This is a genomic window from Pseudomonas sp. AA-38 (genome assembly GCF_029457475.1).
Classification (GTDB): domain Bacteria; phylum Pseudomonadota; class Gammaproteobacteria; order Pseudomonadales; family Pseudomonadaceae; genus Aquipseudomonas.
In genome coordinates, this window is record NZ_CP120359.1 from 403,405 (window position 1) to 428,544 (window position 25,140).

At 64.4% G+C, this 25,140-nt stretch carries 21 protein-coding genes; 10 read left to right on the forward strand and 11 right to left on the reverse strand.

The window, feature by feature from the left end; translation table 11 throughout:
- The first annotated feature begins 37 nt into the window (after window positions 1–37).
- The 5 genes from epd to fba all read left to right on the forward strand — a co-directional run bounded on the left by epd (window position 38) and on the right by fba (window position 4,256).
- Complete coding sequence (gene epd / locus PVE35_RS01850; RefSeq protein WP_277373599.1) at window positions 38–1,153, forward strand: erythrose-4-phosphate dehydrogenase; 1,116 nt, start codon at window positions 38–40, stop codon at window positions 1,151–1,153.
- Between the two features lie 86 nt (window positions 1,154–1,239).
- Window positions 1,240–2,400 carry a phosphoglycerate kinase gene (locus tag PVE35_RS01855; protein ID WP_268180807.1) on the forward strand — a complete coding sequence of 387 codons (1,161 nt, stop codon included), beginning with the start codon at window positions 1,240–1,242 and terminating at the stop codon, window positions 2,398–2,400.
- A gap of 99 nt (window positions 2,401–2,499) precedes the next feature.
- Window positions 2,500–2,685: a hypothetical protein gene (locus tag PVE35_RS01860; RefSeq protein ID WP_268180809.1), complete on the forward strand. Its 186-nt coding sequence runs from the start codon at window positions 2,500–2,502 to the stop codon at window positions 2,683–2,685.
- 43 nt (window positions 2,686–2,728) lie between these two features.
- Window positions 2,729–3,022 carry an MliC family protein gene (locus tag PVE35_RS01865; protein WP_268184167.1) on the forward strand — a complete coding sequence of 98 codons (294 nt, stop codon included), beginning with the start codon at window positions 2,729–2,731 and terminating at the stop codon, window positions 3,020–3,022.
- Between the two features lie 169 nt (window positions 3,023–3,191).
- Window positions 3,192–4,256, forward strand: a complete 1,065-nt coding sequence (gene fba / locus PVE35_RS01870) for a class II fructose-bisphosphate aldolase (protein ID WP_268180811.1) — start codon at window positions 3,192–3,194, stop codon at window positions 4,254–4,256.
- Between the two features lie 86 nt (window positions 4,257–4,342).
- Here fba and PVE35_RS01875 read toward each other — a convergent pair whose 3' ends face one another.
- A complete protein-coding gene (locus tag PVE35_RS01875) occupies window positions 4,343–5,026 on the reverse strand; it encodes a polysaccharide lyase family 7 protein (protein ID WP_268180813.1) in 684 nt (227 codons plus the stop codon).
- Between the two features lie 358 nt (window positions 5,027–5,384).
- Between PVE35_RS01875 and PVE35_RS01880 the strand changes: the two genes are divergently transcribed.
- Genes PVE35_RS01880 through PVE35_RS01890 form a run of 3 tightly spaced genes read left to right on the forward strand, consistent with a single transcriptional unit; the run spans window position 5,385 to window position 7,512 of the window.
- A complete protein-coding gene (locus PVE35_RS01880; RefSeq protein ID WP_268180814.1) occupies window positions 5,385–5,861 on the forward strand; it encodes a hypothetical protein in 477 nt (158 codons plus the stop codon).
- Window positions 5,862–5,874: 13 nt separating this feature from the next.
- A complete protein-coding gene (locus PVE35_RS01885; RefSeq protein ID WP_277373600.1) occupies window positions 5,875–6,975 on the forward strand; it encodes a PQQ-dependent sugar dehydrogenase in 1,101 nt (366 codons plus the stop codon).
- A gap of 45 nt (window positions 6,976–7,020) precedes the next feature.
- Window positions 7,021–7,512 (forward strand): M48 family metallopeptidase, encoded by a 492-nt coding sequence (locus tag PVE35_RS01890; protein WP_268180817.1) that lies wholly within the window; start codon window positions 7,021–7,023, stop codon window positions 7,510–7,512.
- Window positions 7,513–7,594: 82 nt separating this feature from the next.
- On the opposite strand, the gene PVE35_RS01895 is transcribed toward PVE35_RS01890, so the two are convergent.
- The 4 genes from PVE35_RS01895 to yccS all read right to left on the reverse strand — a co-directional run bounded on the left by PVE35_RS01895 (window position 7,595) and on the right by yccS (window position 12,802).
- On the reverse strand, window positions 7,595–7,828 hold the full coding sequence (locus tag PVE35_RS01895) for a DUF2789 domain-containing protein (RefSeq protein WP_277373601.1): 234 nt from the start codon (window positions 7,826–7,828) through the stop codon (window positions 7,595–7,597).
- Between the two features lie 346 nt (window positions 7,829–8,174).
- Window positions 8,175–8,657, reverse strand: a complete 483-nt coding sequence (locus PVE35_RS01900; protein WP_268180821.1) for a transcription elongation factor GreAB — start codon at window positions 8,655–8,657, stop codon at window positions 8,175–8,177.
- Between the two features lie 62 nt (window positions 8,658–8,719).
- Window positions 8,720–10,426, reverse strand: coding sequence for a diguanylate cyclase (locus PVE35_RS01905; RefSeq protein WP_268180823.1), 1,707 nt, complete (start codon window positions 10,424–10,426; stop codon window positions 8,720–8,722).
- A 198-nt stretch (window positions 10,427–10,624) separates the two neighbouring features.
- Window positions 10,625–12,802 carry a YccS family putative transporter gene (gene yccS, locus PVE35_RS01910; RefSeq protein WP_268180825.1) on the reverse strand — a complete coding sequence of 726 codons (2,178 nt, stop codon included), beginning with the start codon at window positions 12,800–12,802 and terminating at the stop codon, window positions 10,625–10,627.
- 962 nt (window positions 12,803–13,764) lie between these two features.
- Between yccS and PVE35_RS01915 the strand changes: the two genes are divergently transcribed.
- On the forward strand, window positions 13,765–14,499 hold the full coding sequence (locus PVE35_RS01915; protein ID WP_277373602.1) for a glutathione S-transferase N-terminal domain-containing protein: 735 nt from the start codon (window positions 13,765–13,767) through the stop codon (window positions 14,497–14,499).
- Window positions 14,500–14,526: 27 nt separating this feature from the next.
- On the opposite strand, the gene PVE35_RS01920 is transcribed toward PVE35_RS01915, so the two are convergent.
- Both PVE35_RS01920 and PVE35_RS01925 read right to left on the reverse strand, forming a co-directional pair.
- Window positions 14,527–16,338 (reverse strand): SLC13 family permease, encoded by a 1,812-nt coding sequence (locus tag PVE35_RS01920; protein ID WP_277373603.1) that lies wholly within the window; start codon window positions 16,336–16,338, stop codon window positions 14,527–14,529.
- 111 nt (window positions 16,339–16,449) lie between these two features.
- Entirely contained in the window at window positions 16,450–17,586 is a 1,137-nt protein-coding gene (locus tag PVE35_RS01925; RefSeq protein WP_277374842.1) for an NAD(P)/FAD-dependent oxidoreductase, read from the reverse strand.
- A gap of 225 nt (window positions 17,587–17,811) precedes the next feature.
- Between PVE35_RS01925 and PVE35_RS01930 the strand changes: the two genes are divergently transcribed.
- Window positions 17,812–18,549, forward strand: a complete 738-nt coding sequence (locus PVE35_RS01930) for a transporter substrate-binding domain-containing protein (protein WP_277374843.1) — start codon at window positions 17,812–17,814, stop codon at window positions 18,547–18,549.
- Window positions 18,550–18,843: 294 nt separating this feature from the next.
- On the opposite strand, the gene PVE35_RS01935 is transcribed toward PVE35_RS01930, so the two are convergent.
- The 4 genes from PVE35_RS01935 to betA all read right to left on the reverse strand — a co-directional run bounded on the left by PVE35_RS01935 (window position 18,844) and on the right by betA (window position 25,132).
- Window positions 18,844–20,079, reverse strand: a complete 1,236-nt coding sequence (locus PVE35_RS01935) for a diguanylate cyclase (RefSeq protein WP_268180830.1) — start codon at window positions 20,077–20,079, stop codon at window positions 18,844–18,846.
- Between the two features lie 346 nt (window positions 20,080–20,425).
- Window positions 20,426–21,799 (reverse strand): ATP-dependent RNA helicase DbpA, encoded by a 1,374-nt coding sequence (gene dbpA / locus PVE35_RS01940; protein WP_277373604.1) that lies wholly within the window; start codon window positions 21,797–21,799, stop codon window positions 20,426–20,428.
- A 50-nt stretch (window positions 21,800–21,849) separates the two neighbouring features.
- Complete coding sequence (mdtD, locus tag PVE35_RS01945) at window positions 21,850–23,265, reverse strand: multidrug transporter subunit MdtD (RefSeq protein ID WP_268180834.1); 1,416 nt, start codon at window positions 23,263–23,265, stop codon at window positions 21,850–21,852.
- 175 nt (window positions 23,266–23,440) lie between these two features.
- A complete protein-coding gene (gene betA / locus PVE35_RS01950; RefSeq protein ID WP_277373605.1) occupies window positions 23,441–25,132 on the reverse strand; it encodes a choline dehydrogenase in 1,692 nt (563 codons plus the stop codon).
- Between the last annotated feature and the right edge of the window lie 8 nt (window positions 25,133–25,140).

Genomic DNA, 25,140 nt, shown 5'->3' on the forward strand with positions numbered 1-25,140 from the left:
GCTGTTACTTGCAGCTTGAAGCTTGCGGCTTGCCGCTATGCCACGACGCCCCTATCGCGTTGCCCTCAACGGCTACGGCCGCATCGGTCGGTGCGTGCTGCGTGCCTTGCACGAGCGTGGCGCCGGGGCACGCCTGGAAATCGTTGCGCTGAACGATCTGGCCGACCAGGCCAGTCTCGAATACCTGACCCGCTTCGACTCCACCCACGGGCGCTTTCCCGGCGAGGTGAAGGTCGATGGCGACTGCCTGCACATCAATGGCGATTGCGTGAAGGTGTTGCGTCAGAGCGAGCCGGAAGCCATCGACTGGGCAGCGCTGAATATCGACCTGCTGCTGGAATGCTCCGGGCAGTACACCACGCGCGCCGAGGCCGAGCGTTTCATCGCCGCCGGTGCGCCGCGCGTATTGCTGTCGCAGCCGATGGCCAGCGAGGCGGATATCGACGCCACCATCGTCTACGGCGTCAACCAGGATTGCCTGACGGGCAGCGAGCGCCTGGTGTCGAATGCTTCCTGCACCACCAACTGCGGCGTGCCGCTGTTGAAACTTCTCGATGAGGTGGTGGGTCTGGAGTACGTTTCCATTACCACCATCCACTCGGCGATGAACGACCAACCGGTGATCGATGCCTACCACCACGAAGACCTGCGTCGCACGCGCTCGGCCTTCCAGTCGGTGATTCCGGTGTCCACCGGCCTGGCGCGCGGTATCGAGCGCCTGCTGCCGGAGCTGGCCGGGCGCATCCAGGCCAAGGCCATCCGCGTGCCGACGGTGAACGTCTCGTGTCTGGACATCACCCTGCAGACCGCCCGTGACACCAGTGCCGCCGAGATCAATCAGGTGCTGCGCCAGGCGGCGCAAAGCGGGCCGCTCAAGGGCCTGCTGGCTTACACTGAGCTGCCGCACGCCAGTTGCGATTTCAACCACGACCCGCATTCGGCCATCGTCGACGGCAGCCAGACCCGCGTGTCCGGCCCGCGTCTGGTCAACCTGCTGGCCTGGTTCGACAACGAGTGGGGCTTCGCCAACCGCATGCTCGATGTCGCCGAACATTTCCTATCAACAGCCAATCAAGCCAATCCACAAGTGAGCGAGCTAGAGCGAGACAAGGCAAAAACAGGCGAAGAAGCGCAGTTTACGAGGTGTAAATGAGCATTCTGAGCCTGTTTTTAACGCAGTATCGCCGACGCGCAGCCACTTGTGGTTTGGCGCAACCAGCCTCCGTGAAGGACTGAACTATGACCGTTCTGAAGATGACCGATCTCGACCTCGCCGGTAAGCGTGTGCTGATCCGCGAAGACCTCAACGTTCCGGTGAAGGACGGCGTGGTCAAGAGCGACGCGCGCATCCTCGCATCCTTGCCGACCATCAAGCTGGCGCTGGAAAAAGGCGCTGCGGTACTGGTCTGCTCGCACCTGGGTCGCCCGGAAGAGGGCGTCTACAGCGAGGAAGACAGCCTGGCGCCGGTGGCGGCCTACCTGAGCAAGGCCCTCGGCCGCGACGTGCCGCTGGTCAAGGACTACCTTGGCGGTGTCGAGGTCAAGGCCGGCGAGCTGGTGTTGCTGGAGAACGTGCGCTTCAACAAGGGCGAGAAGAAGAACACTGACGAGCTGGCTCAGCAGTACGCCGCGCTGTGCGATGTGTTCGTCATGGACGCCTTCGGCACCGCCCACCGCGCCCAGGGCTCGACCCATGGCGTGGCCAAGTTCGCCAAGGTGGCCTGCGCCGGCCCGCTGCTGGCCGCCGAGCTGGATGCCCTGGGCAAGGCCCTGGACAAGCCGGCTCGCCCGATGTTGGCCATCGTCGCCGGTTCCAAGGTGTCCACCAAGCTGGACGTGCTCAACTCCCTGGCCGATATCTGCGACTCGCTGATCGTCGGCGGCGGCATCGCCAACACCTTCCTCGCCGCAGCCGGCCTGCCGGTGGGCAAGTCGCTGTACGAGGCCGACCTGGTCGACACCGCCAAGGCCATCGCCGCCAAGGTCAGCGTGCCGCTGCCGGTGGACGTGGTGGTGGCCAAGGCCTTCGCCGAGGACGCCGAAGCCACCGTCAAGGCAGTCAAGGACGTGGCCGAGGACGACATGATCCTCGACATCGGGCCGCAGACCGCCAAGCAGTTCGCCGAGATGCTCAAGGCTTCGCAGACCATCCTGTGGAACGGCCCGGTCGGCGTGTTCGAGTTCGACCAGTTCGGCAACGGCACCCAGGCCCTGGCCCAGGCCATCGCCGAAAGCCCGGCGTTCTCCATTGCCGGCGGTGGTGACACCCTGGCGGCCATCGACAAGTACGGCGTGGCCGAGCAGATCTCCTACATTTCCACGGGCGGTGGTGCCTTCCTCGAGTTCGTCGAAGGCAAGGTGCTGCCGGCGGTCGAGGTGCTGGAGCAGCGCGCCAAGTGACTAGTGAGGCGAAGGGCGCAGGTCTTTCGCCTCGTGCATAAAACCCTGGCGTGATCGAGTGGTCTGTTGAAACTGAACCCCTGAACAAGGAGTCATGTCATGGGCAAGCTAGCAGCGTTGGGATGCATCACCCTGGTACTGGCCGGTTGTGCCGGTGGCGCACGGGAGTCGGCCTGCGAGGTATTCAGCCCCGCGCAGATCGAAACCCCGGCCACGCAGAACGACCAGCAGATCGAACAGAACAGCGGCCAGCCGACGGGTGAGCCCGCAGAGCAGCGTTGCTGACAAGGAGTACTGAATGATTGCAAGACTGACGGCGCTGACCGCCATGACGCTGCTGCTGGGGGCGTGCAGCCAGCAGCAGACGGCGCCTGAGCAGTGGACCCGCTGGGTCTGCGACAGCCAGGCCGAGGTGTTCTGGCGCCTGGCTGACAGCGAGGGCGAGCAGGTCGATGTGCGCCTGGGTGGCGACGACGTCGTGCACCGCCTGAAGCTGGAGCCGGCTGCTTCCGGTGCGCTGTACAGTGACGGCAATCTGTCCTTCCACACCAAGGGTGACGAAGGGCTGGTGTACTGGACGGCCACTGACGACCTGATCGGCCGGGGCTGCAAGGCACAATAGAGTAGCTACCAGCTCCAAGCCTCAAGCTGCAAGAAAAGCGTGGGGTGCTGCTCGCGCTTCTACTTGTCGCTTGCAGCTTGTAGCTTGCGGCTGTGTTTCCAGGCTTGAACCGAGCCTGCCCCTGCGGCAGGCTTGCATATCAAACAACCCATATCGGGAGCTTCAAAAGATGGCACTTATCAGCATGCGCCAGATGCTCGACCACGCCGCTGAGTTCGGCTACGGCGTGCCGGCCTTCAACGTCAACAACCTCGAGCAGATGCGCGCGATCATGGAAGCCGCCGACAAGACCGATTCGCCGGTCATCGTCCAGGCTTCCGCCGGTGCCCGTAAGTACGCTGGCGCACCCTTCCTGCGCCACCTGATCCTTGCCGCGATCGAAGAATTCCCGCATATCCCGGTGTGCATGCACCAGGATCACGGTACCAGCCCGGACGTGTGCCAGCGCTCCATCCAACTGGGTTTTTCCTCGGTGATGATGGATGGCTCGCTGAAGGAAGACGGCAAGACTCCAGCCGACTACGACTACAACGTGCGCGTCACCCAGCAGACCGTGGCCTTCGCCCATGCCTGCGGCGTGTCCGTGGAAGGTGAGCTGGGTTGCCTGGGTAGCCTGGAAACCGGTATGGCCGGTGAAGAAGACGGCGTCGGCGCCGAAGGCGTGCTGGATCACAGCCAACTGCTGACCGACCCGGAAGAAGCCGCAGCCTTCGTCAAGGCCACCCAGGTCGACGCCCTGGCCATCGCCATCGGCACCAGCCATGGCGCCTACAAGTTCACCAAGCCGCCGACCGGCGACGTGCTCTCCATCGAGCGTATCAAGGAAATCCACAAGCGCATCCCCAACACCCACCTGGTGATGCACGGCTCCAGCTCGGTGCCGCAGGACTGGCTGGCGATCATCAACGAGTACGGTGGTGACATCAAGGAAACCTACGGCGTGCCGGTCGAAGAGATCGTCGAAGGCATCAAGCACGGCGTGCGCAAGGTCAACATCGACACCGACCTGCGTCTGGCCTCCACTGGCGCCATCCGTCGTTTCATGGCGCAGAACCCGGCCGAGTTCGACCCGCGCAAGTACTTCGCCAAAACCATCGAAGCCATGCGCGACATCTGCATCGCCCGCTACGAGGCCTTCGGCACCGCCGGCAATGCCTCGAAGATCAAGCCGATCTCCCTGGAAGGCATGTTCAAGCGTTACGCCAGCGGCGAACTGACCGCCAAGGTCAACTGATCGACTGCGGGCAGACGCCCGCCGCGTCCGCCCGAAAGCCGCGACTGCGCAAGCGTCGCGGCTTTTTCATGCCTGCCGTTTGCTCCTCAAGGTGCGCTGCTGACCAGCGCGCGATGCTCGATGCTTAGCTGATCGAAGCGCGCGGCCCCTGCTTCGGTCTCGTAGCCGGTGTTGTCCTGGGTGTAGACGCCGGCCTTGAAGTACAGCGGCTTGGCGGCCCAGGAGGTGTCCAGGTGGGTGCTCCAGCTCTTGTTGTTGAGCTGGATCGCCAGGGTGCCATCAGGCTTGAGGTTGATCGCATAGCTGAACGCCTGATTGAGCAGGATGCCACTGGCCACGGTCACCGTCTGGATTTCGGCGTCCGGCGTCATGCGCACCTTGGCGACGATATTGCCGGTAGCCGTCTTGGTCTTGTACTGGTACTCCAGCTTGAGCAGCGGCATCGAGCTCTTGTAGGCATGGATCTGGCCAATGACGATCTTGCCGGTGGACGGCACCTGGCTGACGCTCAGCGCGGCGCGCAGGAAGTGATCGGCGCCGGGGTAGGTCCAGTTGCGCAGGTTGCCGTCGGGGTAAGTCTCACGCAGCTCGCTGCGCGGGTACTTGGCGCTCTCGGTGGTGGTGCCGTTGACCGGTGACCAGAAGAAGATGGCGCCATCCTTGGATTGGAAATAGTGATCCTGATAACCACCGGCCAGTATGCGGGTCTCGATGGTGGTGGCGGGTACGCCGACTGGAATGCTGAGATTCCACATGGCGAGTTCGATCATGCTCAAAGCTCCTGAAAGAGGAAACTTCAGTCGGGGGGCACATCTCGTCCAGGAGTCAGTAACGGCTTACTTGGCGTTCCAGCGGGTGACACGCGAGCTAGAAGGTGGCAGGGCTGCCTGTCACGAGCGCTGGCTGCGCTCGTGGCGCGCTTTATAACGGCAATTCTGGCCAATGCGTGAGCACCGTTCGTCGTTTTATTGGCGTCAATAAAAAGTCTCTTCTGAAGTGGAGAATCATCCTTATCTGGCCGTGCGTGAAGCGGCAACGAACCCTAGGTAAAACCCTGTAAAACACCCAGGCCGTGGCGAACGGCGGCCTACGCCATAATCCGGGCATTACCGCTCGGAACTGCCTTTCATGCACAGCCTGCCGCGCCTGCTGTCCGCCTTCGTCCTTGCCGTGTTGCTGGCTAGCAGCTTCGCCTCGATCTTTCAGACGCAAAGCAACCTCGCTGCCCTGCAGGCGCTGGGCGCACCGGTTCCGTTCGGTGTGCGCTTGGGTACCACCGGCCTGGATCTGCTCGGTTTTGCCCCCACCTTCGCACTGCTGGCCAGTGCCGGCTTCGTCATCGCCCTGCCGCTGGCGCTCTGGCTGGCGCGGCACTTGCGCCATCTGCGCTGGGTCATCTTTCTGGTGGCAGGCGCCAGTGCGATCTGGCTGGCGCTGGCCCTGGCCAATGCCCTGGCGCCGATGCCGACGTTGATCGCCGCCGACCGTGAACCCCTGGGCACTCTGGGGCTGATGGCCTGCGGCAGTGCCGGCGCGCTGCTCTTCGGTCAGCTCGCACGGCGCGCGCGCTACAGAACGCAGCCAACCCATTCCGATTCGCCGTGACAAGGTCGCTGCCATGTTGAAACCCTTTCTCGCCGCACTGGGCGCTGCACTCGTGCTCAGCCTTTCGGTGCAAGCCGAGGATTACCGTATCGAGACCCTTACCGAGGGGCTGGAGTACCCCTGGTCGCTGGCCTTCCTGCCGGATGGGCGCATGCTGGTCACCGAGCGGGTCGGGCGTCTACGCCTGATCGAGGCGGATGGTCGCCTGGCGCAGGGCCCCATCGCCGGGCTGCCGGAGGCCTTCATCGCGGCCCAGGCGGGGCTGATGGAGGTGGCGCTGGATCCGGACTATGCGGACAATCGCTGGCTCTACCTGAGTTACGCCCATGGTGATAGCGAGGCCAACAACACTCGGCTGGTCCGTGCGCGTCTGGTCGGCGACGAGCTGCAGGATCTCGAGGTATTGTTCACCGCGCAGCCGCTCAAGGCTGGCGCTGCTCACTATGGTGGGCGCATCGCCTTTCTCGCCGACAAGACTCTGGTGCTGACCCTGGGCGATGGCTTCGACTGGCGTGAGCAAGCGCAGAACCCGGGCAATCATCTGGGCAAGATCGTGCGCCTGAACCGCGACGGTAGCGTGCCGCCGGACAATCCGTTGCTGGCCCAGCGAGGCGCGGCAGCGGAGATCTACAGCCTCGGCCACCGCAACGTGCAGGGCATCGTCTTCGATGCCAAGAGCGGGCGGCTGTACAGCCATGAGCATGGCCCGCGCGGCGGCGACGAATTGAACCTGATCCAGGCCGGGCAGAATTATGGCTGGCCGCTGGCGACCTTCGGTGTCGACTACACCGGCGCGCGGGTCAGCCCCTATACCGAACTGCCGGGCCTGAGCGCGCCCTTGCTGCACTGGACGCCCTCGGTCGCACCGGCGAGCCTGACCCTTTACCACGGTGCGCTGTTCCCCGCCTGGCAGGGTGACCTGTTCGCCGCCACCCTGGCCGAACGCAGCGTGCGGCGTATCCGCGTACAGGACAACATGCTGGCCGGTGAGGAAATCCTCTTCGAGGAGTTGGGTGAGCGTATCCGCGATGTGCGCAGCGGGCCGGATGGCGCCCTCTACCTGCTCACCGACAATGCCGAGGGGCGGCTGCTACGGGTCGTACCGGCCGACTGAGGCGCGTTACACTGCAGGCTCGTTCCTTCACATGGATCCGTTTCGTTGAAATACCTTCAGGGCTACCCTGTGGCCATCCAGCAGCAGGTGCGCCAGTTGATTGCCGACGATCTTCTGGACGACTACCTGGCGCAGCGCTATCCGGGCCGTCACGAGGTGCAGAGCGACAAGGCGCTGTATGCCTACGTGATGGCACTCAAGCAGGAGCACCTGAAGAACGCGCCGGCCATCGACAAGGTGCTCTACGACAACCGCCTCGATCTCACCCATCGTGCCCTCGGGTTGCATACGGCGATTTCGCGGGTGCAGGGCGGCAAGCTCAAGGCGAAGAAGGAGATTCGCGTCGCCTCGCTGTTCCGTGATGCGGCGCCGGCCTTCCTGCAGATGATCGTGGTGCACGAGCTGGCTCACCTGAAGGAGGCCGAGCACAACAAGGCCTTCTACAAGCTCTGCGAGCACATGCTGCCGGGTTATGTGCAGATCGAGTTCGACCTGCGCATGTACCTGACCTGGCGCGAGATGACGGGCTCGGCCTGATAGCGTGCAAGATCAAGGGCGCGCTATGCGCACCACGGACATTGTCTTTTCATTCAAGGTGCGTACGGCGCACCCTACATGCTCAGCCGTGCAGGCGCAGGTTGAGCTGGTCGACCACTTCTGCCCAGTCGGCGTCTTCGAGAATTTCCTCGCGCAGCAGCGCGGCCTGGGCCGGCGTCCAGAACGGCGCCTCCGACAGTTTGCAGGCGTCTGGCAGTGGCGAATGGGTGCTGATGAAAGCGTTGATGCTGGCGGCATCGTCAGGCAAGCCGAGCTGCTTGAACAGCGCGGGCAGGCTATGGACGGGCTTTTCCATGGTGGGCTCTCCAAGTGTGAGGTTCATCGTTAATTACCTCGCCCAGGTGCAGATAGTTCCGCTCGAGGGCACCTCTAAAACTACCTCGGCTTTGGCTTCCTGCGTCGCTCTACCTCCTGCATCCATGCAGTCGTGCGTTGCCATCGCGGCGTTAAAAACAGGCTGGAACGCCAGCCCGGTCAAATGCTCATTTACAACACGTAAACCCGAATGCGGGCCCAGTGCTTTCTTCGCCTGTTTTTGCGGGGCCGCCATCAGTATTGCGCTGACTGCCTCGGCTCGGGCCTCCTGCTTCGCTCTACCTCCTGCATCCATGCAGTCGTCGCCTACGTTTTTAGAGGCGCCCTCAATCGACCGTCAATATCTCGAAGGCCTGCAGCCGCTGGCCCATCGACAGGGTAATTTCATCGCCAGGGTGTTTGCCGAGCAGCAGGCGCCCCAGCGGTGTGGCATTGCTCAGTACCTGAATGCTCTGCCCGGCGTGCTGCAGTTTCATGCTGGCGCCCTGCGGGCCGAGAAACAGCCACTGCTCGTGGCCGTCTTCGCTGGCCAGCAGAATCAATGCGCCCAGTTCGATGCCATGGGCGTCGTCGAACGGTCGTGGCCTTAGCTGGCGCCAGGTGATCAGGGTCTGGCGCAGTTCTTCGACGCGGCGCGCCTGGCCGCTGGCCAGGTAGGCGGCTTCCAGGCCGAGGGTGTCGTACTTGTTCTCGGCGACGTTCTCTTCGTGGGTTGCCGTTTCATGGGCGCTGAGCGCCGCCTGATGGGCCTGATCGAGGTCGGCTTGCAGGTGCTGCAAGACCTGCTGCAGGAGCTGGTGCTTGTCCATGGTCGGTGTCGCGAGCGGGAAAGCCGCGTTTATCCCAGGCCGGCGTGCCGCTGTCCAGCCCGTCAGGCCTGTTCCTGGCACAGGCGCACGCGATTGCGGCCCTCGGCCTTGGCCTGGTACATCGCCTTGTCGGCGCGGCGGATCAGGCGGGTGGCGTCGTCCGCACCATAGCTCAGGGCGATGCCGATGCTGGCACCGACGCGTACCGTGCGGCCTTCGATATGCATGGGCGTGTCCAGCCCTTCCAGCAAGCGCTTGGCCAGATCCTGTGCGTCTTCGGCCGACAGCACGCGTTCGCAGACGGCGACGAACTCATCGCCACCCAGGCGCGCCGGCAGATCCACCTCGCGCAGGTAGTGGCGCAGGCGTCGGGCGACCTCGGCCAGCACCAGATCGCCGAAGGCATGGCCGTGCTGGTCGTTGATGGGCTTGAAGCCATCGAGATCGATCAGCATGACTGCCAGCAACTCATGGCCGCGCAGGCTGCGTTGCAGGGCCTGATCGAGATGCTGCTGCAGGGCGTTGCGGTTGGCCAGGCCGGTCAACGGATCCAGCAGGGCCAGTTCGCTGAGGCGTCGGTTGGCATTCTCCAGCGCCTGGGTGCGCTCGTAAACGCGCTTTTCCAGGCTGCGCTCGTTCATCTGCAGGGAGGCTTCGCGTTGCCGTTTGAGCTCGATGAAGCGTGCCGCCAGGGCGAACGACAGCAGGATCATCTCCAGTGCGGAGCCGATCTGCATGGCATACAGGGTGAAGAAGTTCGAGGGCAGCAGGGCGAAGTTGCGCAGTGCCAGAGTCACTGCGCCGCCGAGCAGCATCAGCCAGGCCAGGGCGAACAGGCGTGCCCCCGGCACGCGGTAGCCGATGCAGACGAAGCTGGTGAGCAAGAGGGTCAGGGTCACGCTCAGGCCAGTCAGGGACATGGTCTGCAGGGCGCGTTGCACGGGCAGCAGCAGGGTGGCCAGGCAGGCCAGGGCGGTGGCTGCGCAGAGGATCTGCAGCACGCGGTCCCAGCGCGGCAGCCATTTGCGCGTATCCAGAAAGCTGCGAGCGAACACCGCTGCCAGCAGCGCCGCCAGGGTCAGGCTGAAGGGCAGCATGCGGTTGGTCCAGGGCGCGGCGTGCGGCCACAGGTATTGTGCGCCGAAGCCGTTGAGCGAAAGCACGGCGAGGGCGAAGACGGCCATGAACAGCACGTAGTTGAGGAAAGGCCGCTCGTGCAGGGCGAGAAACAGCAGCAGGTTGTACAGGGCCAGGGCAATCAGCACGCCGCAGTAGATGGCGTGCACCAGATAGCCGTTCTGACTGTGCTGCTCGAAGTCGTGTTCCGACATCAGCCCACCACTGAGTGTCATGCTGCCGCGGGTGTCGACGCGCAGGTAGAGGGTGCGCTGCTCGCCCGGTTGCAGGGTGATCTCGAACACCGGGTAGCGATGGCCGATGGCGCGCTCGGGATAGGGCACGGTATCCCCGCTGCGCGCGTGCCGTACACCGTCAGTGCCGACATCGTAGAGGCGCACTTCGTCCAGCGAGGCGTAGTTCAGCTCCAGGCGCCAGTGGCGTATTTCATGGGCACTGGATTGCAACTCGAGGCGCAGCCAGATCACCCCAGGTACGTAGCCAAAGCCGAGATCATGACGCTCGCTGGCTGGGCGGAAGGGGGCAGTGGCGGCCTGTACGTCGGCCAGGCTGAGGTTGGCCTGTGGGTCGGCGAGGTAATAGGCGACCGCTTGCAGGTCGATGGGCGGGGTGTCATCGCCGAGGCGGGTCATGGCATGGGCGTCAGGCAGCAGCAGGCACAGAACCAGTAACGACCATAGCAGTGTCGGATATGCCGGAGGGCGGGCTGCAGACATCGGGATAAGGCCGAATCATTGACGTGCTCCGCATACTGGCAGAAAGCTGCCTTGTGTCGCTAGCGTGCAGCGAAAAATCGCTATGTGCCGGCTAAATGGCGCCAAGATTCGGCTTCAGCGCCGATTGCGTTCTTTCTGCAGATGGTTGCCTAGGGTGCGAAGTGGCCCTAGCTGGCGGCTGATCAGGGCCAGTTGCGTCTGCACCAGACGCTGGCGCTCGTCGGCGTCTTCCGGAATCTGCTCCAGTTCCTCGGCCAGGTGCTCTTCGCTGTCGCTATGGATGGCCAATGGTCGCTGGTCGCGCAGGCACGCAGCGATCTCGTCGAGGCTGCAGGCGATGCGTTCGGCGTGTTCCAGCAGGCGGGCCTGTTCGGTCTCGGGCAGGCGTTCGCCACGGTGCGCACCCAGTGCCGAGAGGTAGCTGAGCAGGGTGTGTGACAGTACCAGGAAGCGGAAGCCCAGGTCGGCGTCCTTACGAAAGTGCCCGGGCTCCATCAGCATATTGCCAAGGGTGGTGGACAGCGCGGCATCTGCATTGTGCGCATTACGCCGGGCCAGGCGGTAGCCGAGATCGTCGCGCTTGCCCTGAGCGTACTGGGTCATGATCTGGCGCAGGTAGGCGCTGTTGCAGCTCAGGGTGCCGGCGAGCATGCGCCCCAGGCGCCGGCCCTGCCAGTCCGGCAGGATCAGGAATACCGCCAGGCCGGCGATCAGACCGCCGAGCAGGGTATCGACCAGGCGTGGGATGAACAGGCTGTAGCCATTGCCGACCTGGTTGAAGCAGAACAGCACCAGCAGGGTGATGGCGGCGGTGGCCAGGGTATAGCGGGTGGCGCGGGTGGTGAAGAAGACCACCCCGGCGACCACCGCGAACAGTGCCTGCACGCGCGGATCGGGGAACAGGTCGAACAGCGCCCAGCCCAGGCCCAGGCCCAGCAGGGTACCGGCGATACGTTGCACCAGCTTGAGGCGGGTGGCGCCGTAGTTGGGCTGGCAGACGAACAGCGTGGTCAGCAGGATCCAGTAACCCTGCGCCGGGTGGATCAGATGCAGCAGGCCGTAGCCGGCGGCCAGGGCGATGGACAGGCGCAGGGCGTGGCGAAACAGCAGCGAGGTCGGGGTGAGCTGCTGGCCGATGCGCTCGACCACTTCGCGCAGCGAATGCGGCTCGCGGTCGAGCAGCGTATTGTCCTGCTCCTCGGCCAGGGCGTCGGGATTGCTGGCGTTGCTCAGCAACTGATCGAGCCTGGCCAGGTTGCCGGCCAGGGCGCCGAGCGAGCGCAGCAGGCTGCGCCAGGCCGGGTTGCTCTGCAGGTGCAGGTGATCGAGCGAGGCGTGCAGATCCTCCAGCGCCTGACTGCACAGCTCGCGGTACTCGAACGGCTGGCGCAGCTCGATGGCGCCGGCCAGGCGCTCGCAGGCCTCGCCATGCAGGCGCAGCAGGCGTTGGCAGCGAAACAGCACGTCACTGTGGAAGAAGGCTTCGGCCAGCTCGTTGTAGGGGTAGTGCGAGGAACTGGCGCGCTCGTGAATGTCCTGAGCGAGGAAGTACAGTTTGAGGTAGCGATTGACCTTCGGCCCGGGGCGGGCATTGCCGACCCGGTGCAAAATGATCTCCTTGGTCGCATTGAGCGCCGACACCACCCGGCCGTTCTGTTGCGCCAGGGCCAGGCGCCGGGGCTCCACGTCGAGCTGGCGCAGGGGCTCGAACAGCGCGGCCTTGAGCTTGAGATAGCGGCCCAGTTCGCGAAACAGGCGGGCCAGCGCCAGTTGCACCGGCTGGTGGGTGAACAGACCGTGCCAGATCACCGACAGCAGCCCGTACCAGGCCGCGCCGGCCACCAGCAGCAAGGGCTCCAGCCACAGGCCGGCGACGCCGCCGCGCTGTTCGACGCCGATCATGCTGTACACGGCGAGGATCAGCGTGCCCGAGCCAAGGGTGGCGAAGCGTTCGCCCAGGGCGCCGAGCATGACCAGGGCGAAGGTGGACAGCGCCAGGGCGATGACGAACAGCCAGGGATAGGGAAAGAGGAACTCCACCGCATAAGCCGCCGCACTGAAGCACAGCAGGGTCACCAGCACGGTGCCCAGGCGGCCTTGCCAGCTATCGTCGGTCTCGGTCAGGGCGCAGGCGATCACCCCGAGAAACAAGGGGATCAGGTCGTGGGTCCAGCCCTGCCACCAGCACAGCGCGAGGGCGCCGGCCAGGGCGATGAACACCCGCAGGCCACTGCTGAACTTGTCCAGTGCCCAGAGGCGACGAAGGGATTGGCGAAGGCTGGGGCGGGGCATACGAGGCCTTGTTTGAAACGATGCGAGCAGACTACCCGAGTCGGGCGCCTCTAAGAACTACCTGCGTAGTCATCGGGGCGTTTAAAACAGGCTCAAGATAGAGGCCCTCGAGGCAGTCAGGCTTGATACCGGACTGGCAAGTTTGTGTTCTGAGGGTGGGCTTTTTTGGTGTTCTGGGCGCCGCTTTGGGTGTTTTCAGAGATTCCGGGTTTCGCCCCCTCGGGCGACTCACTTTTCTTTGAACTGCGCAAAGAAAAGTAAGCAAAAGAAACGCACCCCCGCCATCCGGGTCTCGCTGCGCTCGACTTCCCTCACTCCGGCACCGCTCCGGGGTCGGCTTACAAGGGCCATCCCTGGCCCATTACGCCTCTCGCGGCATCCATGCCGCTCGCCCCCTGCGCAGTGCCTACGTTCGGCCTCCTGAAGGGGGAATTTGCGCGCCTGAACGTACATCGGTTCCGGGCATGCCCGGCTTGCTCTGGTAGCTGTGGAGCCGCGATTTGGCTGCCGAATTAAACTAAAACTTTCATTCGCATAGTTTCATTCGCTTGAACAGCTTGCCGGCTTGTAGCCGGCATTCAGGTCAGCCCTAAGGCTGACCCATGTTCAAGCACTCCACGCTACTTCTGGGTTACCGCAGGTTCAGGCGCGTGCAGAGCCCGCCCAGGAGGGCCTCTGGAACGGCGATGGAGTGAGCGAACCCTCGCGCAGCGAGGGCCGGATGACCGGGCGGAGGGTTTTGGTTACTTTTGCCCGTCAAAAGTGACTCGCCCGGGAGGGCGAAACCAGAAACATCAGCAAAAACGCGGCAATTAGGAACAAGCACCCGAACAACCAACACGCCAACACAAACTTGCCAGTCCGGTATCAAGACCTCGAGCGTTTCACTCTCCGCGTTCGCCCTTTGGGAAAGCCTTGTCGAGGTGGTGATGGCGGCGTTGGTTGCACGATGAGCCTGCGCTATGTTCTTTGCCAAAGAAGAGCCGTTCGCGCTGGATATCGAGGAGAAGACCATGCGAGAGCTGTATGAACTGTGCGGTGCCGATCGCGAACTGCTGTTTTCCCCTTATTGCTGGCGGGTGCGCCTGGCCCTGGCGCACAAGGGGCTGGATTTCCACAGTCGGCCGATCCGCTTCGGCGAGAAGGCGCTGATCGAATTCTCCGGGCAGAAGCTGGTACCGGTACTGGTGGATGACGGCCAGTCGGTACATGACAGCCTGGCCATCTTCGCCTACCTGGATCAGCGCTACCCAGAGCGGCCACTGCTCGGCGATGGGCTGGCGGCCGAGCGCGCACGCCTGGTGGAGCGCCTGAGCTTTCACATGGTGCGCATACCGCTGCTGAAAATCCTGCTCCCGCGGATCGGGCAGGTGATCGATCCGGCTGACCGCGAGTATTTCCGCAGCAGCCGCGAACAGATGCTGGGCATGCGTCTGGAAGACTTCGCCGACCCGCAGGGCGGCGAACGGCTGTTCCGCGAAGGCGTTGCGCCGCTGGAAATGTGGCTGCGTGATCAGCCCTTCCTCGAAGGCCAGGCCCCCGGTGCTTGCGACTACCTGCTGGCCGGCATGCTGCTCTGGGCCTGGTGCCTGGGCGCGCAGCCCTGGGCCGAGGATTCGGCCTTGGGTGCCTGGTTCACGCGCATTCGTCTGGCCTATGAGCGCGAGCATGGCCCGATCAGGCGGGCCTCGTTCTGAGTGCAGCAGGCAAGGTAATGCGCCGCTTCAAAGCGGCCATACCCACAGCAACAGCGGCACGCTGATCAGCACCACGAGTATTTCCAGGGGCAGCCCCAGGCGCCAGTAATCACCGAAGCGGAAGCCGCCCGGGCTGAGAATCAGGGTGTTGTTCTGGTGGCCGATGGGCGTGAGGAACGAACAGGATGCGCCGATGGCCACCGCCATCAGCAGCGCATCCGGGCTGACGCCGAGTTGGTTGGCGGCGCTCAGGGCGATGGGGCACATCACTGCGGCGGTCGCCGCGTTGTTCATGAAATCCGACAGGGTCATGGTGACGATCAGCAGCAGGGTCAGGGTGATGGTGGCGTTGCCCTGTGCCAGGTTTTCCATCAGCACCCGTGCCAGCAGGTCGGCCGCGCCGGTGGTGGACATCGCCCCGGCCACCGGGATCAAGGCACCGAGCAGCACGATCACCGGCCAGTCGATGGATTCGTAAACGGCGCGCAACGGCACCAGGCGCAGCAGCATGTAGGCCAGTACCCCACAAGCGAAGGCGATCGCCGTGGACAGCAGGCCAAAGGCCGCGGCGACGATGGCCAGGATCATGATGCCGAGCGCGAGGTTGGCCTGGCGTGGGTCGGGAATGTTGATCGCGCGGGCGGCCAGCGGTACGCAATCGTAGTCGTTGGCGAACTCGCCGATATCCTCGGCGCTGCCCTGCATCAGCAGTACGTCGCCGCTCTGGAACGGGGTCGAGCGCAGGCGTTTGATCGAACGGTGACTCTGCCTGGAAATAGCCAGCAGGTTGATGGAATAGCGGCTGCGCAGGCGCGTGCTGCTGGCGGAGCGGCCGATCAGCGAGGAGTCGGGCTTGACCAGCAACTCCTGCATGGCGCGGTCTTCGCTGTGGCTGGCCTTCTTCTCGGTTTCGCCGTCCTTGTCTTCCTTCTGTTCGGCCTCCTTGGCTTCACGTTCGGCCTCCAGTAACAGATCCAGCTGGCCGAGCACTTCACCCAGCTCCTGCGGGTCGGCCTCGATCACCAGCACGTCGTCGGCCTGCAGTACGCGCCGTGGGTTGGGCGCGGTCAGGCGCAGCTTGTTGCGCACCATGGCCACCACCTGGGCGTCGGCCTCATCGAGCAGTTGTTCGATCTCGCGCAGGGTCTTGCCCTGGGCCTTGCCGCCTTCCTTGACGCGCGCCTCGGTCAGGTAATGGCCGGTGTCGAAGCTGGCGGCGTTACCCACTTCGCGCCTGGGCACCAGGCGCCAGCCCAGCAGGCTGATGAACAGCACGCCGGCCAGCGCCACGGCGACGCCGACCGGGCTGAAATCGAACATGGCAAAGGCGCCGCCGCCATGCTGGGCGCGGAAGCTGGAGACGATCAGATTCGGCGGCGTGCCGATCAAGGTGGTCATCCCGCCGAGAATGGTGCCGAAGGCCAGTGGCATCAGCACGCGCCCCGGTGGCAACTCCAGGCGTGCGGCAATCTGCAGGGCAATGGGCATCAGCAGGGCGAGCGCGCCGACGTTGTTCATGAACGCCGAGAGCAGGGCGCCAAGGCTGGTCAGCGCAGCGATGGACAGCAGTTTGCCTGCGCCGCTGGGCAGCAGGCGCTGCGCCAGTCGGCTGACCGCGCCGGTGCGCTGCAGACCGTGACTGAGCACCAGCACGCAGGCGACGGTGATCACCGCCGGGTGGCCGAAACCGGCGAAGGCCTCGCGTTCGGGCACCAGGCCGGCGATGACGCAGGCCAGCAATGCGCCGAGCGCCACGACGTCATGACGCCAGCGCCCCCAGATGAACAAGCCCATGCTGGCAACGAGAATGAGGAATATCTGGCCTTGCTCGAAGGTCATGAGGCGGGGCGTCCTTGTTGTACGCAGCTTCGCGTCTGCTGTTCATAGCAGAGTCTGCGCCGCGTCGGCAGTTCCAGCTACGTTATCGGCTGGGGCGCACCATTTTCGGTTTCAGACGTATTGCGCGGCTGCGTAACCGGACGCCCAGGCCCACTGGAAGTTGAAGCCGCCCAGATGACCGGTGACGTCCAGCACCTCGCCGATGAAATACAGCCCAGGCACCTTGAGCGATTCCATGGTCTTGGATGACACCTCGTCGCTGTTCACCCCGCCCAGGGTGACCTCGGCGGTGCGGTAGCCCTCGGTGCCGGCTGGCACCAGTTGCCAGTCGCCCAGACGTTCGGCGATGGCCTTCAACTCGCCCGGGGTGTACTGCTTGAGCGGTTTGTTGGTGAACCAGGCGTCCACCAGCAGGGCCGCCATCTTTTTGGTGAACAGTTCGGCCAGCAGCGTTTTCAGCTCGCTGTTGCCGCGCTCGCGCTGCTGCGAGGCCAGCCACTCGGGCAGGTCGATATGCGGCAGCAGATCGATATGCACGGTATCGCCCGGTTGCCAGTAGGAGGAAATCTGCAGGATCGCCGGGCCGGAAAGGCCGCGGTGGGTGAACAGGATGTTCTCCACGAAGCTCTGGCCATTGCAGCTCACCCGGCAGTCCTCCACCGAAGTGCCGGAGAGCTCCGTGCACAGCGCCTTGAGCTGCGGATCGGTAAGGGTGAAGGGCACCAGGCCTGCGCGGGTCGGCAGCACCTCGTGGCCGAACTGCCTGGCCACCTGGTAACCGAAACCGGTGGCGCCGAGGGTCGGAATCGACAGCCCGCCGGTGGCAATCACCAGCGACTGACAGTCGAGCTCGCCGATGTCGCTGCTCAGATGAAAGCCGTCTGCGGTTTTCTCGATGCGGTGCACCGCCGTGTTCAGGCGAAGCTCGGCGCCGGCCTCGGCACATTCGGCCAGCAGCAGTTCGAGGATGTCGCTGGACTTGTTGTCGCAGAACAGTTGACCGAGTTTCTTCTCGTGATAGGGCACGCCGTGCTTGGCCACCAGGCCGATGAAATCCCACTGGGTGAAGCGCGCCAATGCCGATTTGCAGAAGTGCGGATTGCCGGAGAGGAAGTTGCCCGGTTCGCAATACAGGTTGGTGAAGTTGCAGCGCCCGCCGCCGGACATGAGGATTTTCTTGCCCGCCTTGTTGGCATGATCCAGCACCAGCACGGAGCGCCCACGCGCCGCTGCGTTGGCGGCGCACATCAGGCCGGCGGCGCCGGCACCGATGATCAGTACGTCGGTTTGCAACGGATGGACTCCCCGAGGGTTCGATCTGGGCTAAAGTGCGCGCATCTTAACCTAGGGTCTGTTGTCGTTTCGACGCGGCCGTGCGTGAAACGGCAACAGCCCCTAGGCTGGATATGACTTGTGGCACAGCACCTGCTATGAGTTAAAGACCCTGCCATGGAAAAAGGAACCGCTCCGGACATGTTCAGCGTGCGTGCCCTGTTTCTGCTGGCGCTGCTGTCGCCACCGCTGGTCGCCGGTGAGTTGCTACGTCTGGTGGCCGACCCCTGGCCGCCATTCAACGATCACAGCTTGCCGCACAATGGCCTGGCCAGTGATCTGGTGCAGCAGGCGCTGCACCAGGCCGGTTACCGCACGGTCTACAGCGAGGCACCCTGGCAGCGAGCCGTGCTGGGCCTCAAGCGTGGTGAGCACGATGTGCTGATCAATGCCTGGTTCAGCGACGAGCGCACCTTGTTCGGCCACTTCTCCCAGCCCTACCTGCTCAATCGTATTCGGCTGATCCAGCGCAAGGGGGCGAATATCGCCTTTACCCGGCTCGTCGACCTCTATCCCTATCGCATTGCCGTAGTGCGTGGCTATGCCTATTCGCCAGAGTTCGACCACGACGAGCATTTGCAACGCGTCGGCGTCAGTGGCTTCGAGAGTGCTGCGCGCATGTTGCATGCCGGGCGTGTGCAGCTAGCCCTGGAGGACGAATGGGTGGCGCGTTATCACCTGGGGCGTGAGTTGGCCCCCCTGCGCGATGAGCTGGAGTTTCTGCCCACACCATTGAGCGAGAACGGCCTGCGGATTCTGGTGCGCCTCAGCCACCCGCGGCATGCCGAGATCACCACGCGTTTCGATCAGGCGATCCAGGCCATGCAGGCCGACGGCCGTTACGCCGAAACCTTTCGCCGTCATGGCATGGGCCTCTGATCAGGGCACCTCTAAAAACGTAGGCGAGGTAGTCAGCGCAATACCGATGGCGGACCCGCAAAAACGGCCGCAACGACCAGCGGGAGTAACAGCCGAAGGCTGGCCCGAAGGGCGAACGCAGTGAGTCAAAAAGCACTGGGCCCGCACTCGGGTTTACGTGTTGTAAATGAGCATTTTGATCGGACTCGCGCACGAGGCTGTTTTTAACGCAGCGATGGCAACGCACGACTGCATGGATGCAGGAGGTAGAGCGACGCAGGAAGCCAAAGCCGAGGTAGTTTTTAGAGGTGCCCATCAGTCGGTGACGGTGCGCGCCCGGCCAAGCTGCTTGGCTTTGTAAAGGCGCTGGTCGGCCTCGTGCAGCATGCTTTCCAGATCCTCGGTCGGGCCGTGATAAAGGCCGGCGCTGAAGGATAGCGGCGGTGCTTCCTTGGCATAGTGCAGGGCAGCGCAGCGCTGGCGTAATTGTTCGAGCATCTCGCAGAGCCTGGCCGTATCGAGCTGGCTGAGCAGGGCGAACTCCTCGCCACCCAAGCGCCCCGTGAGCGCATCGGGAAAGATACTGACGAAGGCCTTGGCGAACACCACCAGGGCGCTGTCGCCGCTGGCGTGGCCAAAGCCGTCGTTGATGTGCTTGAAGTGATCGATGTCGAGCATGGCCACGCTCAGAGGCTGCCCAGCCTGCTGTGCTTGCTGGATCATGCGCACGCCGCGCTCGTAGAAGGAGCGGCGATTGCGCAGGCCGGTGAGGGCATCGTACTCGGCGGCCTTCTTCAGGGCCTGCAGCAGGTCACGGCGCTCCAGAGTGTTCATCACCCGGCAGTTCAGCTCCTCGGGGCAGAACGGCTTGCGCAGGAAATCGTCGGCGCCATGCTTGATGAACTGCGCGCTGAGCGAGCCTTTGGGGTCGGCCGAGACGCCAATGATGATCAGCTCGCTGAGCCTGAGTTTCTGCCGCAGCATCTTCACCAGATCGAAACCGCTGACACCGGGCATGGCATGGTCGAGGATCAGCAGGTCGATGTCCGGCTGCTCGGCGAGCAGGCGCAGGGTCTCCTGGCCATCGGTGGCTTCGAGTATCTGGTAATGGTGCGGTTCGATGATGTGGCGGATATAGCGACGCTGGGCGTTGGAGTCGTCGGCAATGAGAATCTTGATATGGCTGTTGTGATCCAGCCGGTGCAACAGGCGGAAAGCGTATTCGTAGGAGTGCTGGCTTTCCTTGAGCACGTAGTCGACCACGCCTTTCATCAGCAGCTCGTCGCGGCGCTGCTCGTTGTAGCTGCCGCTGAGCACGATGCACGGCAGGCGGTAGCGCATCACCAGATCGACGCTCTCGCCATCGGGGGCGTCCGGCAGGTGCAGGTCGACGATGGCGGCGAAGAACAGCCCGGCCGAGGTTTCCAGCATCACTTCGGCTTCGGCCAGCGAGGCACAGAAGACCGGCTCCAGATCCGGTTCGTGGCGGAACAGGTGGGCGAGGATCTTCAGTACCAGCGGGCTGTCCTCGATAACCAGGATATTGCGCATTGAGTGGATCCTGCCCCTTCTTGGCGTGGTGCTGGCCAGTGATTGTTACAGATTAGCAGGCCGTTGAAGAACGTAGGCGAGGCAGCCAGTGCAATACCGATGGCGGCCCCGCAAAAACGGCCGCAACGACCAGCGGGAGTAACAGCCGAAGGCTGGCCCGAAGGGCGAACGCAGTGAGTCAAAAAGCACTGGGCCCGCACTCGGGTTTACGAGTTGTAAATGAGCATTTTGATCGGACTCGCGCACGAGCCTGTTTTTAACGCAGCAATGGCAACGCACGACTGCATGGATGCAGGAGGTAGAGCGACGCAGGAAGCCAAAGCCGAGGTAGTTTTTCAACAGCCTGCTAGATCATGCGCACCCTGAGCGAGCGGCCTTTGATTTTGCCTTCTGTGAGGCGCTGCAAGGCTTTTTTCGCGGCGTCGCGTTGTACCGCGACATAGGCCTGGTGCTCGAACAGGGCGATCTTGCCCACCTGCTCGCCACTCAGGCCGGCGTCGCCGGTCAGCGCACCGAGAATGTCGCCGGGGCGCAGCTTGTCCTTGCGCCCGGCGCCGATGCACAGCATGTGCATCGGCGGCAGCAGGCTGACGGCGGGGTTGTCCGCTGGCAGCGGATACCAGGCCAGCGTCTGACCCTGCAGGGCTTCGATGGCTTGCGCGCGCCCTGCCTCGGCCGGTGCCACCAGGCTTACCGCCAGACCCTTCTCGCCCGCGCGACCGCTGCGGCCGATGCGATGGATATGCACCTCGGCGTCACGCGTCAGCTCGACGTTGATCACCAGTTCCAGCCCGGCAATATCCAGGCCACGGGCGGCCACGTCGGTAGCCACCAGCACGCTCAGGCTGCGCCCGGCGAACAGCGCCAGCACCTGGTCGCGCTCGCGCTGCTCAAGGTCGCCATGCAGGGCTGCGGCGGAAATCTTCTCGGCTTCCAGGCGTTCCACCAGCTCGCTGCACTGCTGGCGCGTGGCGCAGAAGGCCACCGCCGGCTGCTTGCGAAAGTGCCGCAAGAGGGCAGCGACGGCGTCCAGGCGCTGTGCTGGGGCAATCTCGTAAAAGCGCTGCTCGATCTGCCCATCGTCGTGCAGAGCCTGCACTTCCACCCGTTCCGGGCTGCGCAGAAAGCGTGCGGCGAGCTGTTCGATGCTGGCTGGATAGGTGGCGGAGAACAGCAGGGTCTGGCGGCGCGCCGGGGTCTGCTCGATGATCTCGGCGATGCTGTCGATGAAGCCCATGTCGAGCATGCGGTCGGCTTCGTCGAGCACCAGGGTGTTGAGGCCGTCCACCTTCAGCGTGCCCTTGCGCAGGTGTTCCTGCACCCGGCCGGGGGTGCCGACGATGACGTGGGCGCCATGCTCCAGCGAGCCGATCTGCGGGCCGAAGGGCACGCCGCCGCAGAGGGTCAGCACCTTGATGTTGTCGGCGGCGCGGGCCAGGCGGCGTAACTCCTTGGCCACCTGGTCGGCCAGTTCGCGGGTCGGGCACAGCACCAATGCCTGGCAGCCGAAATAGCGTGGGTTGAGCGGGTGCAGCAGTCCGATGCCGAACGCGGCGGTCTTGCCGCTGCCGGTCTTGGCCTGGGCGATCAGGTCGCGGCCCTTGAGGATCAGCGGCAGGCTGGCGGCCTGGATGGCGGTCATCTCGCTGTAGCCGAGGGCGGCGAGATTGGCCTGCATGGCGGCGGACAGGGGCAGGCTGGAAAAGGCAGTGGCGCTCACGACTGGGGTGTCCGGCTGGAAGGATTGGGGCGGCAGTGTAGCAGGCCGCCTCAGTCTTCCGGTGGCACCTCGACCAGACGGCTGCGCCGGCCATCCATCGGGTCGAGCTGGAGAAAGATCGCCGCCGCCAGCATCGACAGCAGCCCCACGCACAGGTAGGTGGCCTGGAAGGCCTGCTGTACCTCGCTCAATTCACGGCTGAAACCACTGAGCAGCGCAGCCGCCGAAGCCACCCCAAGGCCCATGGCCAATTGCACCACCACCGAGAGCAGGCTGTTGCCGCTGCTGGCTTCGTCGTTGCCCAGGTCGATCAGGGTGACGGTGTTCATCGCGGTGAACTGCAGCGAGTTGCAGGCACCGATCAGGCTCAGTTGCACGATCAGTTGCAGCATCGAGGTGTCCTTGTCGACCAGCGCCAGGCTGGCGATCAGGGCGCCGAGCAGCAGGGTGTTGCTGGTCAGGATGCGGCGATAGCCGAGGCGGTCGATCAGTGGCTTGGCCAGGGGTTTGGCGGCCATGGCGGCCAGCGCCAGGGGAATCAGGCTCATGCCGGCCTGAGCCGGCGAGTAGCCCATGGCCACCTGCAGCAGCAGTGGGGTGAGAAACGGCAGGGCGCCGCTGCCCAGGCGGGCGAACAGGTTGCCGAGGATGCCGGTGGCAAAAGTACGGGTGGCGAACAGGTTGGGCGAGAACAGCGGCTCGGCGATGCGCGCCGCGCGCAGCCAGTACACCGCCAGGCAGGCCAGGCCGCCGACCAGCAGCAGGGTCACGCGCAGGGTGGGCAGGTTCAGCTCGCCGAGACCTTCCAGGGCTATGGTGATCAGCAGCATGGCGGCGCCGAACAGCAGGAAGCCCTGGGTATCGAAGCGGCTGCGCTGTGAGCCGCGCAGATCCGGCATGTAGTGCATGGCCGCCCAGCAGCCGAGCAGGCCGACCGGCAGGTTGATCAGGAAGATCCAGTGCCAGCTCGCCACCTCCACCAGCCAGCCACCCAGGGTGGGGCCGATCAGCGGGCCGAGCAGGCCGGGCAGGGTGATGAAGCTCATGATCCGCACCAGCTCGGTTCGCGGGTAGGCGCGCAGCACCACCAGGCGCCCGACCGGCATCATCAGGGCGCCGCCGAGGCCCTGGATGACCCGCGCGCCGACCAGCATCGCGAGTGAGTCGGACAGCGCACACAGCAGCGAGCCGAGGCTGAACAGGGCGATGGCGCCGTAAAAGATGCGCCGGGTGCCGAAGCGGTCTGCGATCCAGCCCGAGGCGGGGATCAGCAGGGCCACGGTGAGCATGTAGGCGATCACCACCGACTGCATGCGCAGCGGGTTCTCGCCGAGATCGGCGGCCATGGCCGGCAGGGCGGTATTGAGGATGGTGCCGTCCAGCGTCTGCATGAAGAAGGCGATGGCGACGATCCAGGGCAACAGGCGGGCGGTGCGTGGGTCGAGTTGAGGGAGGGTGGTCTGCATGAGGCGTCCGGCAGTGGTTGGCGACTATGGCCTGTGCGCCATTATCACGGGCAATGCTCTGCTTCGACGACGCCAGCGGGAATAAATTCGCTCCTACCGCCCCTGCCCCAGCGGCACGAGCCCTTCGTGTAGGAGCGAATTCATTCGCGATAGGGGGCACGTGCCCCCGCCACTGTCAGGCCGCCGAGACTTCTCGCTGCGGTTGCCCACGCACTGGTCGCTCGCCAGCGACGAAGTAGGGCGCGGTGCTGCGTGGTAGCGGCTGGCGCCCGCGAATCCGGTCGGCGATCTTCTCGGCCATCATGATGGTGGTGGCGTTGAGGTTGCCGGTAATGATCTCCGGCATGATCGAGGCATCCACCACGCGCAGACCCTGTAGGCCATGCACGCGACCCTGCCCGTCCACCACCGCCATGTCGTCCTCGCCCATCTTGCACGAGCAGGACGGGTGGAAGGCGGTTTCGGCGTGCTCGCGGATGAACGCGTCCAGTTCGGCATCGCTCTGACAATCGATGCCCGGGCTGATCTCGCGCCCACGGTAAGGGTCGAGCGCCGGTTGCGCCATGATCTCGCGGGTGATGCGGATGGCATCGCGGAACTCCTGCCAGTCCTGCTCATGGCTCATGTAGTTGAACAGGATGCTCGGGTGCTGGCGCGGATCCTTGGACTTGAGCTGGATGCGGCCACGGCTGGGCGAGCGCATCGAGCCGACGTGGGCCTGGAAGCCGTGCTCGTTCACCGCGTTGCTGCCGTTGTAGTTGATCGCCACCGGCAGGAAGTGGAACTGGATATTGGGCCAGGCGAATTCCTCGCGGGTGCGGATGAAGCCGCCGGCCTCGAACTGGTTGCTGGCGCCGATGCCGTTGCCGGCGAACAGCCATTGCGCGCCGATGCCCGGCTGGTTGAGCAGCTTGAGCGCCGGGTACAGCGACACCGGCTGGGTGCAGGCGTACTGCAGGTACATTTCCAGGTGATCCTGCAGGTTCTGGCCGACACCTGGCAGCTCGTGCACCAGGGCGATGTCCAGCTCGCGCAGCAATGCGGCGGGGCCGACCCCGGAACGCTGGAGGATCTGCGGCGAGGCGATGGCGCCGGCGCACAGCAGCACTTCGCGACGGGCGTGAGCGATGGTCGCGTCATTGGCCTTGCCGAGCAGGTAACTCACCCCGTTGGCACGCTTGCCATCGAACAGGATGCGGTCGGTAGTGGCGTGGGTGACGATGGTCAGGTTGGGCCGCGCCCGTGCCTGATCCAGATAGCCGCGTGCGGTGCTGGCGCGGCGGCCTTCCGGAGTGACGGTACGATCCATCGGCCCGAAGCCTTCCTGCTGGTAGCCGTTGAGGTCATCCGTGCGCGGATAACCGGCTTGCACGCCGGCCTCGACCATGGCGTGGAACAGCGGGTTGTTGCCGACCTTGGGCGTGGTCACGCTGACCGGGCCGTCGCCGCCGTGGTAATCGTTGGGGCCGATGTCGCGGCTCTCGGCCTTGCGGAAGTACGGCAGGCAGTCGTGGTAGGTCCAGTCTTCCAGGCCCTTGGCCTTGGCCCAGTTGTCGAAATCCAGCGCGTTGCCACGGATGTAGCACATGCCGTTGATCAAGGATGAGCCGCCCAGGCCCTTGCCGCGCCCGCATTCCATGCGGCGGTTGTTCATGTAGGGCTCGGGGTCGGTTTCATAGGCCCAGTTGTAGCGCCGGCCCTGCAGCGGAAAGGCCAGGGCGGCGGGCATCTGGGTGCGGAAATCCAGGCGATAGTCAGGGCCACCGGCTTCCAGCAGCAATACGCTGACGTCTGCGTCCTCGGTCAGACGGGTGGCCAGGACATTACCGGCCGAGCCGGCACCGATGATGATGTAGTCGTATTCCATAAGAGCAG